The organism is Cryobacterium sp. TMT4-31 (assembly GCF_004403385.1).
Taxonomy (GTDB): domain Bacteria; phylum Actinomycetota; class Actinomycetes; order Actinomycetales; family Microbacteriaceae; genus Cryobacterium; species Cryobacterium zongtaii.
Map to the genome: position 1 here is coordinate 72344 of NZ_SOGI01000067.1, position 19102 is coordinate 91445.

The following is a 19102-nucleotide window of genomic DNA, read 5'->3' on the forward strand; positions in this document are numbered from 1 at the left end:
GCCTGTCGGCCCCGCGCGGGCCGCGGCCACGATTCGACCACTCGCGTGTCGACCGGCCACCAACCCAAGGACCCATCATGAAGCTCTCCACGCCCGTCTTCTCCGCCACCGCCCTTCTCGGAGCCGGCCTGCTCGCCCTGTCAGCGCCGCTGGCCGCCAGCGCCCACGTCGATGTCGAACCGTCGTCGACCGCCGCCGGCTCCTACAGCCTGCTCACCTTCTCGCTCGGCCACGGCTGCGACGGGTCGGCCACCACCGGCATCACCATCGACATCCCCGACACCATCACCAGCGTCACCCCCACCATCAACCCGGGCTGGGACATCACGCCGCTCACCGACGGCCAGGTCACCTACACGGCTCTCACCCCGCTCGCCGACGGCCTCCGCACCACCTTCGTACTCAGCCTGCAGATCCCCGAGGACGCCGCCGTCGGCGACACGCTGGCGTTCCCCGTGCTTCAGTCTTGCGAGGTCGGGGAGACCGACTGGTCAGAGACGGTCGTCGAGGGCGAGGCCGAACCGGCCCACCCGGCCCCGTCGCTCACCGTCACCGAGGCCGGCGCAGAGTCCGGCCACGGTCACAATGCCGCTGCCGCAGCGGATGGCGCCCCCGCGACCGAGCCGATCGCCACCGACGATGTGCTGGCCCGGTTGCTCGGCATCGGCGGTCTCATCGTCGGCGCCGTCGGCCTCGTGGTCGCCGTCGCCGCCCGCCGCAAGAACGCCGCATAGAGCTCCCCATGGCACCCATCCGAAACAGCCGCCGGCACGCCCGCATGCTGAAGCGGTCGGCGCTGGCCGGGGCCGTGCTGGCCGTCGCCAGTCTCGGCGCCACGGCCGCCCCGGCGTTTGCGCACAACTACCTGGTCGGCTCGACACCGGCGGCGGGTTCGATCGTCACCGAGCAGCCCGGGACCGTATCGATCACCACCAACGACAACCTGCTCGACCTCTCGGGCCAGGGCGAGGGCAGTGTCATCCAGGTCACCGGCCCGGCCGACGCGCCGAGATACTACGGCGACGGCTGTTCGACGATCGCCGGGCCCACCCTCGAAACCGCGGTGCAGCTCGGCCAGCCGGGGGAGTACACGGTGACCTGGCAGGTCGTGTCGACCGATGGGCATCCGATCTCGGACACCTTCACCTTCACCTGGCAGCCCAACGCGGCCCAGGTGCTGAACGAGGGTTCCGCGACCGCGCCCGAGTGCGCCACCGCTGGTTCAGGCCAGACCGGACCGGCCGACACCGAAGCGGCCGGCGACGACGCCGCGGAGTCCGGCTCGGCGGTCGACGTCACCGACCTGCTCTGGATCGGCGGAGCGCTCGTGGCAATCCTCGCCGCGATCGGTGTGACGCTCCTGCTGCTGCGCCGTCCCACCCCGAAATAGCCATCACCCCATCCCGCAGTAGGTCAGGCAATTTCGCGAGAGCGGTGGAACGGTCACCTCGGGTGCTCCGAAGCAACCACACCACCGCTTTCGCGAGAGCTGCGGGCGGGCCGTGGCCTCCATCCACAATGCCGCCGCCCCGGCCGGTGGCGTCGGTGGGCGCGGGTAGAGTTGGCGGGTGAGTTGGAACGCCGAGATACCGTGGGATCCTGACGAGTTCGAGCCGCCGGACGACTTCGATGCCCCACCGCCCCCAGACCCCTACGGTCAGGGTGGCTTCGCCACGCCCGCGTCGGCCGCCGCCGGCCCGGCCGGCTCCGGTCCCGTCGATTTCGGCCCGCCCGCCGGCGGCGCAACGCTGCTCGCCCCGCCGCCGCCCAAGCGGGCCACCGCCAAGTTCGGCACCGCCGCCGAGGCGCTGCACACGGTTTTCGGCTACGACTCGTTCCGTGGTGAGCAGGCCCAGATCATCGACCAGCTCATCGGTGGCGGCGACGCCGTCGTGCTGATGCCCACCGGTGGCGGCAAAAGCCTCTGCTACCAGATCCCGTCGCTCGTGCGCGAGGGCACCGGCATCGTCATCTCCCCGCTGATCGCACTCATGCAAGACCAGGTGGATGCGCTCACCCTCGTCGGCGTGCGCGCCGCGTTCCTCAACTCCAGCCAGGACTCCGCCGCCCGCAACCAGGTCGAACGTGACTACCTCGCCGGCAACCTCGACCTGCTCTACGTCGCCCCCGAGCGATTGAGCAACGAGGCCACCAAGCGGTTCCTCGATCGCGGCACCATCGCCCTGTTCGCCATCGACGAGGCGCACTGTGTCTCCCAGTGGGGCCACGACTTCCGCCCGGACTATCTCGCGCTTTCCGAGCTCGCCGACCGCTGGCCCGATGTGCCCCGCATCGCGCTCACCGCCACGGCCACCGACGCCACCCACAAGGAGCTCACCGAGCGCCTGCAGATGGGCGAGGCGCAGCACTTCGTCGCCAGCTTCGACCGGCCCAATATCCAGTACCGCATCGTCGGCAAGAACGAGCCGCGCAAGCAGCTGCTCAACTTCATCAAGACCGAGCACCCCACCGACGCCGGCATCGTCTACGCGCTCAGCCGCAAGACCGTCGAGCAGACCGCCGAGTTCCTGCGCGCCAACGGCCTGAACGCCTATCCGTACCATGCCGGCCTCGACCAGGGCCTGCGCGCCCGCACCCAGTCCAGGTTCCTCCGCGAAGAGGGCGTCATCATCGTGGCGACCATCGCGTTCGGCATGGGCATCGACAAACCGGATGTGCGCTTCGTCGCGCACATCGACCTGCCCAAGTCCGTCGAGGGCTACTACCAGGAAACCGGCCGGGCCGGCCGCGACGGCCTGCCATCCACCGGCTGGCTCGCCTACGGCCTGCAGGACGTCGTGCAGCAGCGCCGCATGATCGACGAGTCGCCGGGGGACCTCTCGCACCGCCGCAAGATGAGCGCGCACCTGGACGCCATGCTCGCGCTCTGCGAGACCGTGCACTGCCGGCGGGTCAACCTGCTGCGCTACTTCGGCCAGGCCAGTGAACCGTGCGGCAACTGCGACACCTGCCTCACGCCGCCGGAGGCCTGGGACGGCACCGTTCCCGCCCAGAAACTGCTCTCCACGATCGTGCGCCTGCTGCGCGAACGCAACCAGCGCTTCGGCGCCGGCCAGCTCATCGACATCCTGCGCGGCAAGACCACCCCGCGCACCACCCAGCACAACCACGACCAGCTGGCCACCTGGGGCATCGGCGCCGACCTCACCGACCAGCAGTGGCGGGGAGTCGTGCGGCAGCTGCTCGCGCAGGGGTTCATCGCCACCTCCGGCGAATACGGCACCCTGATCCTCACCGAGGCCGCCGCAGAGGTGCTCGCCGGCAACCGCCCCGTGCAGCTGCGCAGCGAACCCGACAAGCCCGTGAAGCGCACCCCCGCTGCCCGCGCCGCCACCGCCAAGGCCGGCCTCGCCGAGCTCAGCACCGAGCAGGAGGCGCTGTTCCAGGCCCTGCGTGCCTGGCGCAGCACCACCTCACGCCAGCAGGGCGTTCCCGCCTACGTGGTTTTCGGCGATGCCACCCTGGTGGCCGTCGCGGCGGCGAAACCGCGCACGCTGGCGGACCTCGACGGCATCACCGGCGTCGGTGCGAAGAAGCTCGAGTCTTACGGCGAGGCCCTGCTCGAGGTCGTCGCAGCGAACGCTTGACCCACCCGGATCGACGGGGGTGGCGGAGCTCATCCGCCGCCCCTTTTGTGGGCCTTGGTAGGTTGAGTCGCCCCCTTGTTGTAGAAGAGCTACAGTCTGAGTGCGCCGCGCCGCGCCCTTCTTTGTAGCCCCGTCACGCACTATTTCCGCACTCGGCGACCCCGATCTAACGTGGTCGAACACTCGACTTCCGCGCCGACGTTAGGACCAATGATGGTTGACACTGCCCAGCGCCCCACTCCCGCCCGGCCCGACGCGGTCGGCACCGACATCCGCACCGACACCGGGCCCGTCCGGGTCGCCGGCGACCCGCTCGCCCCGCGCATCGACCTGCCCGCCCTGTCGCGAACCCTGCTCGGCACCTGGGCCGATGTGCGGCTGAAGGCCCGCGAGCTCACCGCCCGCCCTGACCTGCAGCGCATCGAGGGGCAGTCCATGGCGGACCACCGCCTGCGGGTGCTCGGTCAGCTCAAGATCCTCGCCGACAACGGCCACGTGCACCGGGCCTTCCCGAGTTCGCTCGGCGGTTCGGATGACCACGGCGGCAACATCGCCGGATTCGAGGAGCTCGTCACGGCCGACCCGAGCCTGCAGATCAAGGCCGGTGTGCAGTGGGGGCTGTTCGGCGCCGCGGTGCTACACCTGGGAACCACCGTGCATCACGAAACCTGGCTGCCCGACATCATGTCCCTCGCAGTGCCCGGCGTCTTCGCGATGACCGAGACCGGCCACGGGTCGGATGTCGCCGCCATCGGCACCACCGCCACCTTCGACGTGGCCACCGGCGAGTTCGTTGTGCACACCCCGTTCCGGGCGGCCTGGAAGGACTACCTCGGCAACGCCGCCATCGACGGCACCGCCGCCGTGGTCTTCGCGCAACTGATCAGCCTGGGCGTCAACCACGGCGTGCACGCCTTCTACGTGCCGCTCCGCGACTCCACCGGGGCGTTCCTGCCCGGCATCGGCGGCGAGGACGATGGCCTCAAGGGCGGCCTGAACGGTATCGACAACGGCCGGCTGCACTTCGACCAGGTGCGCATCCCGCGCACCAACCTGCTCAACCGGTACGGCGATGTCGCCGTCGACGGCAGCTACTCCAGCCCGATCGGCAGCCCCGGCCGGCGCTTCTTCACCATGCTCGGCACCCTCGTGCAGGGCCGGGTGTCCCTCGACGGCGCCGCCACCCAGGCCTCCGCCCTGGCGCTCACCATCGCCATCCGCTACGGCAGCGAACGCCGCCAGTTCACCGCCGGCAGCGAGACCGATGAAGAGGTCATCCTCGACTACCAGCGCCACCAGCGCCGCCTCATCCCGCGCTTGGCCACCGCCTACGCGCAGACCTTCGCGCACGACGAGTTCCTGGTCAAGTTCGACCAGGTGTTCAGCGGCGCCGCGGCGACGGATATCGACAGGCAGGACCTGGAAACCCTCGCAGCGGCCCTCAAGCCGCTGTCCACCTGGAACGCCCTGGACACTCTGCAGGAGTCCAGGGAGGCCTGCGGCGGCGCCGGTTTCCTCGCCGAGAACCGCTTCGTCGGGCTGCGCGCCGACCTCGATGTCTACGCCACCTTCGAAGGCGACAACAACGTTTTGCTGCAGCTGGTGGCCAAGCGTCTGCTCACCGACTACAACCGCAAGTTCGCCGGCGCGGATGCCGGAGCGATGGCCAGGTACGTGGTGCAACAGACCGCGGGGCGCGCCTACCATGGCACCGGCCTGCGCACACTCGGCCAGTCCGTCGCCGACTTCGGCTCCACGGCGCGCAGCGTCGGAGCGCTGCGGGAGACCGGAACCCAACGAGCCCTGCTCACCGACAGGGTCGAGACCATGATCGCCGCCATCGCCCAGTCGTTGCGGAACGCCAGCAAGCTGCCCAAGAAGGAGGCGGCCGCTCTCTTCAATTCCCACCAGAACGAGCTGATCGAGGCGGCCCGCGCCCACGCGGAGCTTCTCCAGTGGGAGGCGTTCACCCGCGCTGTCGAGACGACCACCCACGCGGGCACCCGGCAGGTGCTCACCTGGCTGCGCGACCTGTTCGGCCTGCGCCTGATCGAGGAGCATGCGGCCTGGTACCTCATCAACGGACGGCTCTCCGGCAAACGGGCGTTGGCGGTCACGGCGTACATCGACCGCATCATCTCCAGGCTGCGGCCGCACGCTCTCGACCTCGTCGACGCGTTCGGTTACGCCCCCGAACACCTGCGGGCACCGATCGCCACCGGGGCCGAACGCGAACGCCAGGTCGAGGCCCGCGCCTACTACCGCGCACAGCGGGCCGCCGGCACCGCCCCCGTCCCCGAAAAACCGGTCCGCCGCCCCTGACCCGCCGGCCCTGCCCGGTCCGGTCCGGTCCGGCCAGAGGATGAGGGGCGGCGCCCCGTAACCATCCGCTCGACGGATGCGGGCGCCCGGTCCGGCGTCATACTCTCGTCTGTGGGGTCGACGCGGCATGCGTTCCGTCCCCGCCGACGGGAAGAGGAACCGGATGATTCAGGCACAGTCCCTGACCAAACGCTACGGAAGCAAGACCGCGGTCGACGCCGTCGACTTCACGGTGCAGCCCGGCCGGGTGACGGGGTTCCTGGGCCCGAACGGGGCCGGCAAGTCCACCACCATGCGTATGATCGTGGGCCTGGACCGGCCCAGCCACGGCTCGGTCACCGTCAACGGCAAGCAATACCGCGAGCACAAGGCGCCCCTGCGTGAAGTGGGGGTGCTGCTTGACGCCAAGGCCATCCACACCGGCCGCAGCGCCTACAACCACCTGCTCGCCATGGCTGCGACACACTCCATTCCGGCCAGCCGGGTCAAGCAGGTCATCGAACTCACCGGACTCGACTCCGTCGCCCGCAAGCGCGTCGGCGGTTTCTCGCTCGGCATGGGCCAGCGTCTCGGCATCGCCGCGGCGCTGCTCGGCGACCCGGCCACGCTGATCCTCGATGAACCCGTCAACGGGCTCGACCCCGAGGGCGTGCAGTGGGTGCGCCATCTGGTGCGCCACCTCGCCGCCGAGGGCCGCACAGTCCTGCTCTCCTCCCACCTGATGAGCGAGATGGCCGTCACCGCGGACCACCTCATCGTGCTCGGCCGCGGCAAGGTCATCGCGGATGCCCCGGTGGCCGAACTGATCGGCGCCGCCACGCGCAAGGTCGTGCGGGTACGCACCCCGTACGCGCCGGAGCTCGCCGCCCTGTTCCAGAGCGCCGACATCACCGTCACCCGCACCGAGGCAGACCTGCTCGAGATCGTCGGCATCACCACCGCCGACATCGGCAACCAGGCCGCCCGTGCCGGCATTGCCCTGCACGAGCTGACGCCGATCAGCGCGTCGCTCGAGGAGGCCTACATGTCCCTCACCCAGAACGACGTGGAGTACCGCACCGGCGGCACCTCCGATGACCCCGCCGCCGAACACTCGGCTGCAGACCTTACGGAGAGTGTCCGATGACCACGATCGCCCCGGCCCCCGTCCGTGCCTTCGTCCCTTCCGGACCCGGCCTCAGTTTCGGTGGTGAACTGCGCTCGGAGTGGATCAAGCTCCGCACGGTGCGCTCCACCATCTGGTCGTACGCCACCGTCATCGTCATCTCCCTCGGCATGGCTGCACTCATGTCGGCCGCGTTGCCCACCGAGGGCGGTTCTCTGCCCGCGGCCGTGCAGACGAGCATGCTCGCCCAGGCCGCCACCTTCGGCGTCTTCTTCGGCCAGCTCGTCGTGGCGGTCCTCGGCGTGCTCGCGATCAGCGGCGAGTACAGCACGGGCATGATCCGGTCCAGCATCACCGCCGTTCCTCGGCGGCTGCCGATGTTGGCGGCCAAGGCCGTTGTGCTCTTCGTCTGTACCTTCGTGGTCGGCCTGATCAGCACCCTCGGGTCCTATCTCGTGGCCGCCCCGATCCTGGCCGGCAAGGAAATCACGGCCAGCCCGACCGACCCCGACCTGTTGCTCCCGTTGCTCGGCGGTGCGCTGTACCTCGCGCTGGTCGCCGTCTTCGCCCTGGGCGTCGGCGCCATGTTACGCAGCAGCGCCGGCGGCATTTCCGCAGCCCTCGGCATCCTGCTGCTGCTGCCGATTGTGTTGTCGATGATCCCTGCCCAGTGGTTGGCGGACCTGCTCCCGTACCTGATCTCCAACGCCGGCCTGGCCATCTTCGGGCTCAACGGCTTCACCAGTGCCACTTTTGAGACCTGGCAGAATGTCCTCATCGTGCTCGGCTGGGTGGCCGTCTCGCTGGTCGGCGCCGCGGTGCTGCTCAAGCGTCGGGACGCCTGAGGTACGACGGTTTCCTGCGGCGCACCCCGGCGCGGGGTGCGCCGCGAGCCCCCGGCCCGGGCCGTAGGCTCGACATATGAGAGAGTTCTACCCCGAGATCGAACCGTACGACACCGGCATGCTCGAGGTCGGCGACGGCCACACCCTGTATTACGAGGTGTCCGGAAACCCGAACGGCAAGCCGGCCGTCTACTTGCACGGCGGGCCGGGCGGCGCGTCCAGCGCCACCCAGCGGCGGGTGTTCGACCCTGAGAAGTACCGCATCGTGCTGTTCGACCAGCGCGGCTGCGGCCGCAGCACCCCGCATGCCAGTGCGCCGGATGCCGACCTGACAGCCAACACAACCTGGCACCTGGTCGCCGACATCGAGCGTCTCCGCGAGCACCTCGACATCGACCGGTGGTTGGTCTGCGGCGGTTCCTGGGGCAGTTCCCTGGGGCTCGCCTACGCTGAAACACACCCAGAGAAGGTCACCGAACTCGTTCTGCGCGGCATCTTCACCCTGCGCCCGATCGAGCTGGACTGGTTCTACGAGGGGGGAGCCGCGGCCATTTACCCCGATCTGTGGGAGGGTTTCATCGCGCCGGTGCCCGTCGACGAACGGGGACGGCTCATCGAGGCGTACAGCCGCCTGCTGCACGACCCCGATCAGTCAACCCGTGAACGCGCCGGTGTGGCCTGGTCCACTTGGGAGTCCTCCACCATCACCCTGCTGCAACAGCCGGAGACCATCGAGCGGTTCACCGAGCCGGCCTTCGCCGTGGCGTTTGCCCGCATCGAGAACCACTACTTCATGAACAAGGGCTGGTTCGAACCCGAGCAGCTGCTCCGTGACGCCGCCAAGCTCAAGGACATTCCCGGAGTCATCGTGCAGGGCCGCTACGACATGTGCACGCCGGCGTTCACCGCCTGGGCGTTGCATCAGGCCTGGCCGGAGGCCGACTTCCAGATGATCCCGGATGCCGGCCATTCCTTCGAGGAGCCCGGCATCCGCGCCGCTTTGCTCGACGCCACCGACCGCTTCGCGAACTAGCCTGCGGGGTCAAGATCGGCATCACCCGGCGGCCGTCTGTTCTGCGTGCACACGGTGACCGCTGGTACCGTGCGTGTCAGCGCCGATAGTCCGGAGCGCCGTCCCGGCACCGGCGGCGGTGCCACGCACGGCGGCGACCAGTAGCGCGCCCGGCCGACCCGTCCGGGAGCGGTGCCTCCCGTTGCGCAGCACGCTGACGGCGTACCCCGGGCTGGCTAGGAGCCACTGCACGATGTGACGCCGGCCGAGGTGACGTGCGGCGAATGTCAGCCGGCTGCGGCAGGCGGAGTAGACGTCCAGCGGCGACACCACTCCGGCGACCGGGAACGAACGGGTGCTCCGCACCGCGGTGACGTCGCTGTGCACCGCGAGGCAGCCGCCGGCGGCCACGCAACGCCAGGACAGATCGACGTCCTCCCACGAGCGGAAATGGCCCTCGTCGCATCCGTCCAGCCAATCCCAGAGGGAGGCGTGGATCATCAGGCACGCCCCGCTGAGCCAGCCTCCTGGCGCGGAACTATCCGCATCATCGGTCATCAGCGCGCGGCCACGACGGATGTCCACAGTGCCGCCGCCGAACCACAAGGAGCCATCCGTGCCGACGATGCGAGGGCTCAGAATGCGCTGGGGTTCTGCTGAGCAGCCCTGGGCCAGCGTGAGCATCCCCGGTTCGTCGATGCGCACGTCGGGGCTCAGTATCAACAGGCGATCACAGCCGTGCGATCGAAGCAGCCGCACCCCGGCGTTGACCGCGGCTCCGAAGCCGAGGTCGATTCCCGGCGCGATCAGCGTCCAGCCTTCGCGAGCGCACAACACCGTCGTCGCTTCGCGGTTGGCGAGCCCGCTGAAATTGTCGACGACGACGACCCGTCCGGTGCGCGCGCGCCGCCCGATTCCGACCAGATTGAGCTCGAGAAGATCGGGTTCGCCGTGGTTGACGACAACGATCCCCAGCTCAGCGGGCAGCGGCACCCGAACTCCGGTCCGCCGACATGGTCACAGAGCGCCTCGCGCCACGGTGGACGGCGGCCGCGCACCGGTGCGTCCTCTTCGGGGAGAGCGACCGGTGCGTCCCGGGCTTTTGCCCTGGGTGCTGTATCCGGAGACAAGGCGACGGGCGAGATCTTCGTAGCTGTCGGTGACGTGGCCCCAGTTGTACAGGGCGGCGGCGCGACGCTGCAGAGCCTCACTGACCTCCTGGGTGTGGTGGGGATTCAGCTCGGCGTCCTCGATCAGGGCCGCGAGAGTCCCGGCGTCCCGAAAATACGCTCCATACACGCCGAGCACGTCGCGGTTGAACCTGACATCCCAGGCGATTGCGGCGGTCCTGGCTCCCATCGCGCGCAGGAGCGACGGGTTCGTTCCCCCGACGGAATGGCCGTGCAGATAGCTGACCGAGTGGGCGTACAGCTGGTCGAGCTGGTCCTGGTCCCACAGCCTGCCGAGCAATCGCACCCGCGGGTCGTGGGCCAGGGCGGTGATTTTGCGCGCGTATGCGCCTGGATGCGGGGCGGAACCCACGACTACCAAGGGGAGAGTGGCACTGCTGCGCCGGTAGCCGTCGATGATCACGTCGACATGGTTCTCGGGCTCGAAGCGGGCCACAACGAGGTGATAACCATGGGGCCGCAGGCCCAATTCGGCCAGCCGCGTCGCCGGGGAATTCTGTAGGAGATGTGTCCCGTAGCCGATGAGCTCCGTGGGGATGGCGAACTCCGCGTGGTAATAGTCGACGATGCCCGGCGCGTCGGCGATGAGGGCGTCTGCCCATCGCACCGCCTGTTGCTCGGCCCAGCGGTAGTAGCGGCGGGCAGTCCCGCCCCACTTGTCCCGCTTCCACTCGAGGCCGTCGACATGCACGGTTGTCGGGATGCCGCGTCTGCGCAGGAACGGCACGAATGGTGCGTTCGCCGAGTTGAAGACGAACGCGGCATCCGGGCGCGACCCGGTGGCGGCGTGTGCCACCGAGAAAGCGGTGTGGCTGAGCGGTCCGAATGCGCCCAGACGCAGTGCCGGCAGATGCACGAGACGCATTCCCAGGTAGACGGTGGCCGGGGGGAGGTGGCCAGGCGCCGAGTTGCGGGAGCGGCAGTAGACCGTCACGGCGTGCCCACGATCGACCAGTCGACGGCCGACCTCCTCCACCGCTGTTTCGAATCCACCGAACGCGGCCGGGATGCCTCGGGTGCCGATCATCGCGATCCGGAGCGCCCCCACGTTCGAGGGGGTGACCGGATCGGTGTGGCCGGGGGCCGCCATGTCAGTAGGCCCCCAGGGGGCGGATGACGATCTTCACGGTTCGCCAGATGATCATCAGGTCGCCGGCCAGTGACCAGTTCTCGACGTAATAGAGGTCGAGGCGAACGCTTTCCTCCCAGCTGAGGTTGGAGCGCCCGTTGACCTGCCACATGCCGGTGAGACCGGGCTTGATGTACAAACGCCGGTGCATGTGCGACTCGTAGTTCTCGACCTCGGCGGGCAACGGTGGGCGCGGCCCGACGAGGCTCATCTGGCCGACCACGATGTTCCAGAGCTGCGGCAATTCGTCGAGGGAGTACTTGCGCAGGACCCGGCCCACCCGGGTGATCCGCGGGTCGCTGCGGATCTTGAAAAGCACCCCGGCGCCCTCGTTCTTGTCGAGCAACCCGGCCAGATCGTCTTCGGCCGTTCGCACCATCGAACGAATTTTGATCATGTGGAAGGTGCGGCCGTTGCGACCGACCCGCTCCTGCCGGAACAAGACGGGTCCTGGGCTGTCCAGCTTGACCAGGACCCCGATCACGAGGAGCAGTGGGCTGATCACCAGGAGCGCGGTGGCGCCGAGGGTGATGTCCAGAGCGCGCTTGAGCACGTGCTTGGCGCCGTCGTACTGGGGGATCTCGACGTGGATGAGGGGAAGGCCCTCGACCGGGCGGAAGTGGATGCGGGGACCGGCGACGTCGGTCAAGCGGCTCGACAGCACGAGCTCTGCCGAGGTCTTCTCGAGGTCCCAGCCCAGGTTGCGGATGAAGGTGTTTCCCAGGCTCGGATGCCCGGCCACGATCACGGCATCGACCCCCAACGACTGCGCCGCGGCGGCGACGTGAGCGAAATCGGACACCACGGGAACCCGGTGCCCGGCCGACGTGACGCTGGTCGTGTTCTCGTCCTCCAGCGCCGCCCCCACCACGTGATAGGCGGCGCCCGACTTGTCGTTGATCTGCCGCACGACGTATTCGATGTCGTCCCGGCCGCCGACGACGATGGCCCGGGCGAGGTAGTGACCGAACTTGCGTTGGTGGATGAGCCACTTGCGCCAGAGCCACCGCTCCAGGACCAGGGCCGCGACCCCGAGTGGCAGGGCGAAGACGAAGTACGCACGGGCGGTGTTGACCTGCAACAGCAGGAAGGCGATGGCGAGAAGACCGAAGGCCAGCGCACTGGCGTTGATGACGAGCTTGTACTCGGTGGCTCCCACCGCGACGACCCGCGGCGCCCTGGTACGGAAGGTGGACAGCGTGACGATCCAGGTTCCGATCACCAGTCCGATGACCGCCCAGGCCGACAGCGGGATCGGGGTCGTGTTCGCGATCGGGGTGCCCAACGCGAACCGAGCCAGGAAGGCGGCGGTGACGGCGGCGACGATCACCGCGGCGTCCGTGAGCTGGAGCTTGGTGCGGTACTGGCGTGCCCACGCCGCACCGGACAGGCCGCTGGCGGCGGCGGCCGTGGCCGTGTCCTGAACGTCAGGGACCGGGACCGTCGCGGGCCTGACCAGGCGTAACGGAACGCGGTATCCGCGGGGGATCGCTTCGGTCAGCGGAGAACCCGGCTTGGGCGCGCTCATGTGTGACCGAAGCTTCCGGCCGCAGACCAGGCCTGCCCGGGGCCGGCTCGCCGGGCCGGGTTCGGGGGTTGAGATTTTCGGGGTCGACGGATCGGTCGACACGTCAAGGACGTATTCACGGAGATTCCCCTGCAGTTCGGGTTTACAGGTTCGTGCGGGAAGTGAAACGGGTACTGGGTGACGGAAATGTCGGATGGCGCGGGTGTGACGTTGTGGCGGGTGTCGCAGATGATCTCGTGAGTGAGCTGATATATCCTCAGCAACTCACGAGCTGACCATACCCTGCAATCAGATTTCGGCGCTGTGACCTGAAAGGGGGGTCAGGTTGCAACGGCTACGCGGCTTCGACCGGCCGAGGCGGGGCATCGGCAGCCGGCGCAGCCAACTCCTCGGAGAGGTGCCGCGCCAGTCTCACCGCCAGGCACACCGCAAGGAACGTCGGGTTGGCTTCGCCGGCGGTTCTGAAAACGCTGCTGGATGCGATGAAAAGATCGTCCATGCCGTGCACCTTGCAGTCGCTGTCGACCACACCGTCGCCTGGATCGGCGCTCATGCGGGTCGTGCCGATGTGATGGAATCCATCCGTTGCCTGAGCGAGCACCGAGGACACCCTCTGGTCCTCGGCGTCGAGGTAGACCACCCGACCGCGTCCGGATGCCCGCAACTGCTCGTCCAGGTACTGGTGCGCCGCGAGCACCGAGTCGAGGTCCTGCACCGCGTACCTGAAATCGATGTCCAGGCCCGGCTGGCCGTCGGCGCCCGTCGTCCCGTTGAGCCGGATCCTGGAATCCGGATTGGGCGTCTGCTCGGCGTGGAAGTGCAGCGCGTAGCTGCCCCCGGCGTTCCGCAGCAGGAAGCCGGGTTTTCGAACCGGTGAGAGGTAGCGCTTGCGGAGGATCGTTATCACGTCGGCCGCGGCGCGAAACGGCCGCTTCGCGATGTTCAGCAGATGAGGTGCGTACCTGCGCGGGCGCGGCCCGATGTGGCGCAGACGGATGCCCTCAGCCAGGATCCGCCGGCCCACCGGGGCCAGGGAGAGGGCGAGGAAGACCAGCGAGAGCGTCGCGTTGCGGTGCCCTTCCTCGTAGAACGGCGGGTTGTCGGCGTAGAAGCTGGTGTTCAACAGGTGTCTCTCGCGCTGGGTGCGCTCGGAGAACGTGAAGCGCCTACGGACGTAGGCATTGTGGTCGTCGAGGCTGAAATCGAGGTCGCGGATGTCCGCCGCGTCGGTGAGCTGGATGTTCGCGATGCTTCCCGTGAGATGACCCATGTAGTAGCGGCCCAGCGGTCCGTCGGCGCCACCGAAGTGGGAGGGCAGCCGGCGCTGCACGGTCAAGAGCAGTCGGGTGGTTTCCAGTCCTCCGCAGGCCAAGACGTACGTCGCGGCGCGTATCGCGAAGGTCTGGCTCTGGTGGAGCACCTGGAGGTGGGTGACGCCGGCGCCGTCAGGGTTGATGATGATGTCGGTGACGGTCGCTTCGCACAGCACCGAGATGCCGGGATGCGCGGCAACCCTGGAGCCGAGCCGGGCCGCCAGTTTGGGCTGTCGTGCCCAGCGTTCCAATTGCGAAAGGCTGACCTCTCCCAGGCCGGCCCAGTCCGCGGCGGCGCTCCGGAAGGTCGGTGCTCCGCAATCCAGGTAGGCTGCGGCGGCCGCTTCCGAAGGCAGCACGTCGGCTTGGCTCAGGGGCCAGCCGCTCCCGTCGACGTAGTCGCGGGTTTCGAAGTCGATCGCCTCGAAGCGCACACACCGGCCGCCCCACAACCAGGACGATCCGCCGAGCCCGCGTCGGGTTGCCTGTTCGATGGGTGCGTGCGTGGCGGGATCGAGCACATGCACCGGAGGACGTGCCGCCCGGGCCGCGGCATCCTCTTTGGCGGCTTGGGTCCCGGCGTCCAGGACGAGAACCCGGAGCCCGGCGTTCGCGGCCTCAAGGGCGAGGGAGAGGCCGACGGGTCCCGCTCCGACGACGCAGCAGTCATAGATTTCGGTGGGGGTGGGCGGTTCTGTGGTTATCGACATCGATACCCGCCTTCGGGACGGTTGGGGCGAGGCCCTCAGACAGGGGTCGGCCGTAGCGACAGAGCCCGAGTGCGGGCGCAGGCGAGTGAGCGATGCTCTCAGGCGGGTGAGATCGTTGCACCGATCCCGACGGTGCGCATCCCCGGCGAGCGGATTCGAACACCCCCCTTCGGGGGCGAGCGGGCCTATGGCCCCCGTGGCACTCTGTGCGGTGTGAGCGATACTCAGCTGTCACGCTGACTGCCGCCCGATCTCCCGTTCTTTCGCACAGGCAATCAGAGGAGCACCGTGTCTGAACGTTTGCCCGTCGTCGACGGCCGAGCCGGAACCTCCACGTTCCTCCCGAGGTTCGGTTCCCTCGCCGCCAAGGCTCTGGCGACGGTCATCGTTGTCGTGAGCGGACTGTTGATCCCGCTCGGGGCGCTGCCGGCGAATGCGGCCGGATGCGGAACGGCACCCAACCCCATCGTGTGCGAGAACGCCCTTCCGGGGACCGCCGCGTCGGTGTGGGACATCAGCGGAGCCGGTGATCCGTCCATCCAAGGGTTCTCCACAGACATCAGCACCAACGTCGGCGGCACCGTAGGGTTCAAGATCGACACCAACGCCCGGGCGTACACGATTGCGATCTACCGCACCGGCTGGTATCAGGGCAACGGCGCCCGGAAGATCGCCGACGTCACACCGGCCGCGGCGCTCCCACAGAACCAACCCCAGTGCATCACCGAGGCCGCGACCGAGTTCTACGACTGCGGCAACTGGGCCCTGTCGGCATCCTGGCCGGTGCCCGCCGACGCGGTCTCCGGTGTGTACATCGCGCTGCTGACCCGTACCGACACCGGTGGCCAAAGCCACATCACCTTCGTCGTGAGGGACCAGGCCAGCACGTCGCAGGTCTTGTTCCAGACCTCCGACCCCACCTGGCAGGCCTACAACACCTATGGCGGCTCCGACTTCTACCAGGGCGCCGATAACGGCCGCGCCTACAAGGTCAGCTACAACCGGCCCGTCGCGACCCGTGGGGGGATCGACGGTCGCGACTTCTATTTCAGCAATGAGTATCCGGCAGTCAGGTTCCTGGAGAAGAACGGTTATGACGTCTCCTACTTCAGCGGCGTCGACACCGATCGTTTCGGGGCCAGCCTGAAGAACCACGAAGTCTTCCTCTCCGTCGGCCACGACGAGTACTGGTCAGGAGCCCAGCGCAAGAACGTGGAGGCCGCACGAGACGCCGGTGTGAACCTGCAGTTCCTGTCCGGCAACGAGGTGTACTGGCGGACCCGGTACGAGCCGTCCGCCGACAGCAGCGCAACGGCCTACCGCACCCTGGTGTCCTACAAGGAGACCTGGAGCCAGCGGAAGATCGACCCCTCCGCCGAGTGGACCGGTACCTGGCGTGACCCCCGGTTTGCGTCCTCGGCCAACGGTGGGGGCCTCCCCGAGAACGGGCTGACCGGCACGCAATACCAGTCCAATTACTCTGACCTCCCTGTCACGGTCTCGGCCGCTGAGGGCAAGACACGCCTGTGGCGGAACACCGGTTTGTCCAGCCTCGCGGCGGGAACCTCCGCGGCCTTGGCGCCGCACACCGTCGGCTACGAATCAAACGAAGACATCGACAACGGCTTCCGACCGGCCGGTCTGATCAGGCTGTCGACGACCACGGGATCGGTGCCGGAATACCTCACTGACTTCGGCAACACCGTCAGGCAAGGCAGCACGACGCACCATGTCACCCTCTACAAGGCACCGAGCGGGGCCCTCGTGTTCTCGGCCGGCAGCGTGCAGTGGACGTGGGGGCTCGACCGGGAGCACGACGGCCCCGGCGCACCGGCAGACGTGCGGATGCAACAGGCACAGGTGAACCTGCTGGCCGATATGGGTGCCACCCCCGCCACGTTGGCGGCCGGCCTGGTAGCCACGACAGCGAGCACCGATACCACCGCACCCTCTGTCACCGTCACCTCTCCCGCGGCAGGAACCGCCGTGCCCAACGGCGCCAGCACCACGATCAGTGGAACGGCCACCGACTCCGGCGGGGTCGTCGCCGGCGTCGAGGTCTCCACTGACGGCGGAACCAGCTGGAGCGCGGCGACAGGCACCTCGAACTGGTCGTACACCTACGTTCAACACGGCGTCGCCACCCAGAGCATCCGAATCCGGGCGATCGACGACAGCGCCAACTATCCGACCACGCCCACCACACTCGCCGTGACCGTCACCGGGCCGCACTCTGTATTCGGAGTCCAGGCTCCGGCCAAGCCCGACTCGCAGGACCCCAGCGCGGTCGAGCTGGGCCTTCGGGTGACACCGACGGAGAACGGAACGATCGACGGCATCCGGTTCTACAAGAGCACAGCCAACACCGGAACCCACACCGGATCGCTGTGGAGCTCCACCGGCACCCGCCTGGCGACCGCGACCTTCACGAACGAAACCGCGTCCGGATGGCAGACCGCCACTTTCGCCACCCCGGTAACCGTCACCGCTGGAACGACCTACGTTGCCTCATACTGGGCGCCGAGGGGCCGGTATTCAGCTGATGACGACCCCTGGGCCTACCGGGGAGTCACCCGTGCGCCCCTTGCCGTCGCGGGCGGCTTCGGCGCCCAACCGGCCAGCGTCTACAACACCAACGGCGACTTCCCGACCGACATCTACGGTCAGAGCAACTACTACGTCGATGCTGTGTTCACCCGGTCGGGCAACACCGCCCCCTCGGCGACGGCCCAGTCCCCTGGACCGGGTTCCTCCAGCGTCGCCCTCAACACGGCCATCAGCGCCACGATTTCCACAGAGGTCGTCGCCTCCTCCGTCGCCTTCACTGTGCGTAACGCGCAGGGCACGGCCGTCGCAGGCAGCACGAGCTACACGGCCGCCACCCGCGTCGCCACCTTCACGCCGAGCAGTGCGCTCGCCGAGGCCACCACGTATACCGTGACCCTGGCGGCCAGGGACGCCGCGGGGGCCGCGCTCAGCTCGGGCGGCACGTGGTCGTTCACCACTGTGCAGGCTGCCCCGGGCAGCGGATGCCCGTGCAGCCTGTACGACGACAGCACCACGCCCAGCGTGGTGACCGTCGCGGACAACCAGGCGGTGACCCTGGGCGTGCGCTTCTCCGCCCAGACCGCCGGACAGATCACCGGGATCAAGTTCTACAAGGGGCCCGGCAACACGGGCAGCCACACCGGCACACTGTGGGCCGCCGACGGAACCGTCCTCGCCTCGGGAACGTTCACCGCCGAGAGCACCTCCGGTTGGCAGACCCTGGTCTTCGGGTCGCCGGTGAGCATCCAGGCTGCCACGGAGTATGTCGCCGGCTATCGCACCACGGTCGGCCAATACTCCGCGACACCGGGCGGGTACTCCGCCGCGTACACGCGGGGTCCGCTCAGCGCGGGCGTCAACGCGGGCACCTTCAGCTACGCGGCCGGTTTCCCCACCAACCAAACCTCCACCGACTACCTCGTCGACGTGGTGTTCACCGGAGGAGGCGCGGCGGCCGTCGCGGTGTCCTCGACGACCCCCGCCGCCGGCGCAACCGGTGTCGCGGCGACCGCGACGGTGTCCGCGACCCTGACGGCCGCGCCCGCGTCCGGCACACCCTCCCTCTCCGTATCCGACGAGGCGGGCGCGGTTGCCGGTGCGTCGACTTACAACGCCTCCACTCGGGTCGTCACGTTCACCCCGGTGGCGGCGCTTCCGGCGGGCACGGCGCATTCCGCGGTCGTCTCCCTCGCCGGCGCCGCCCTCCCCGGTGGGTCCTGGTCGTTCACCACGGCCGCAGCACCCGGCACCGGCACCTCGTACAGCCTGCTCGGCAACCTCACCCCGGCGCAGGCCGCGTCACCCGACGACACCTCGCCGGTGGAACTGGGCATGTCCTTCAGTTCGGCCGAATCGGGCTCTGTCACGGCGATCCGGTTCTACAAGGGTTCGACGAACACCGGCACCCACACCGGGTCGCTCTGGTCGTCCACCGGCCAACGGCTGGCGACGGTGACCTTCACCAACGAGACGGCGTCAGGCTGGCAGACCGCGCAGCTGGCGACACCCGTGGTCTTGACCGCCGGCCAGACCTACGTGGTGTCCTACTTCGCACCCAACGGCCGCTACGCCTCCACGACAAACTTCTTCTCCACCCCGCGCACCGTCGGTCCCCTCACGGCCGGCACGGCAAACAACGGTCGATACCTCTATGCCTCGGCCGGAGGCTTCCCGACCAACACCTGGCAAGCCGCGAACTACTTCGTCGACGTGGTCTTCTCCACCTCCACGACCACTCCTCCGGCGGCGGTGACGGTGTCGTCGACCACGCCGGCGGCGGGTGCGACGAATGT

Annotated in this window: 12 protein-coding genes; 8 read left to right on the plus strand and 4 right to left on the minus strand. The window is 68.6% G+C overall.

The window, feature by feature from the left end; translation table 11 throughout:
• Positions 1 to 77 precede the first annotated feature (77 nt).
• The 7 genes from E3T19_RS19440 to pip all read left to right on the plus strand — a co-directional run bounded on the left by E3T19_RS19440 (position 78) and on the right by pip (position 8913).
• On the plus strand, positions 78 to 734 hold the full coding sequence (locus E3T19_RS19440; protein WP_134409382.1) for a YcnI family protein: 657 nt from the start codon (positions 78 to 80) through the stop codon (positions 732 to 734).
• An 8-nt stretch (positions 735 to 742) separates the two neighbouring features.
• A complete protein-coding gene (locus E3T19_RS16540; RefSeq protein WP_134409383.1) occupies positions 743 to 1390 on the plus strand; it encodes a copper resistance CopC family protein in 648 nt (215 codons plus the stop codon).
• A gap of 178 nt (positions 1391 to 1568) precedes the next feature.
• Positions 1569 to 3608: a DNA helicase RecQ gene (gene recQ, locus E3T19_RS16545; protein ID WP_088457354.1), complete on the plus strand. Its 2040-nt coding sequence runs from the start codon at positions 1569 to 1571 to the stop codon at positions 3606 to 3608.
• Positions 3609 to 3821: 213 nt separating this feature from the next.
• Positions 3822 to 5930: an acyl-CoA dehydrogenase gene (locus E3T19_RS16550; RefSeq protein ID WP_134409384.1), complete on the plus strand. Its 2109-nt coding sequence runs from the start codon at positions 3822 to 3824 to the stop codon at positions 5928 to 5930.
• A gap of 163 nt (positions 5931 to 6093) precedes the next feature.
• A complete protein-coding gene (locus E3T19_RS16555) occupies positions 6094 to 7056 on the plus strand; it encodes an ABC transporter ATP-binding protein (protein WP_134409385.1) in 963 nt (320 codons plus the stop codon).
• Positions 7053 to 7880: an ABC transporter permease subunit gene (locus tag E3T19_RS16560; protein ID WP_088457352.1), complete on the plus strand. Its 828-nt coding sequence runs from the start codon at positions 7053 to 7055 to the stop codon at positions 7878 to 7880. The genes E3T19_RS16555 and E3T19_RS16560 overlap by 4 nt, the downstream gene beginning before the upstream one ends.
• A gap of 76 nt (positions 7881 to 7956) precedes the next feature.
• Positions 7957 to 8913, plus strand: coding sequence for a prolyl aminopeptidase (gene pip, locus E3T19_RS16565; RefSeq protein ID WP_088457351.1), 957 nt, complete (start codon positions 7957 to 7959; stop codon positions 8911 to 8913).
• Positions 8914 to 8934: 21 nt separating this feature from the next.
• Here pip and E3T19_RS16570 read toward each other — a convergent pair whose 3' ends face one another.
• The 4 genes from E3T19_RS16570 to E3T19_RS16585 form a co-directional block, all read right to left on the minus strand.
• Complete coding sequence (locus E3T19_RS16570; protein WP_088457350.1) at positions 8935 to 9885, minus strand: glycosyltransferase family 2 protein; 951 nt, start codon at positions 9883 to 9885, stop codon at positions 8935 to 8937.
• A gap of 24 nt (positions 9886 to 9909) precedes the next feature.
• A complete protein-coding gene (locus tag E3T19_RS16575; protein WP_088457349.1) occupies positions 9910 to 11172 on the minus strand; it encodes a DUF1972 domain-containing protein in 1263 nt (420 codons plus the stop codon).
• Position 11173: 1 nt separating this feature from the next.
• Positions 11174 to 12739, minus strand: a complete 1566-nt coding sequence (locus tag E3T19_RS16580; RefSeq protein ID WP_134409386.1) for a sugar transferase — start codon at positions 12737 to 12739, stop codon at positions 11174 to 11176.
• Positions 12740 to 13073: 334 nt separating this feature from the next.
• Positions 13074 to 14762 (minus strand): FAD-dependent oxidoreductase, encoded by a 1689-nt coding sequence (locus E3T19_RS16585; protein ID WP_088457347.1) that lies wholly within the window; start codon positions 14760 to 14762, stop codon positions 13074 to 13076.
• 288 nt (positions 14763 to 15050) lie between these two features.
• Here E3T19_RS16585 and E3T19_RS16590 point away from each other — a divergent pair.
• Positions 15051 to 19102 (plus strand): DUF4082 domain-containing protein (locus tag E3T19_RS16590; RefSeq protein WP_241980325.1); only part of this gene is annotated, 4052 nt, incomplete at its 3' end.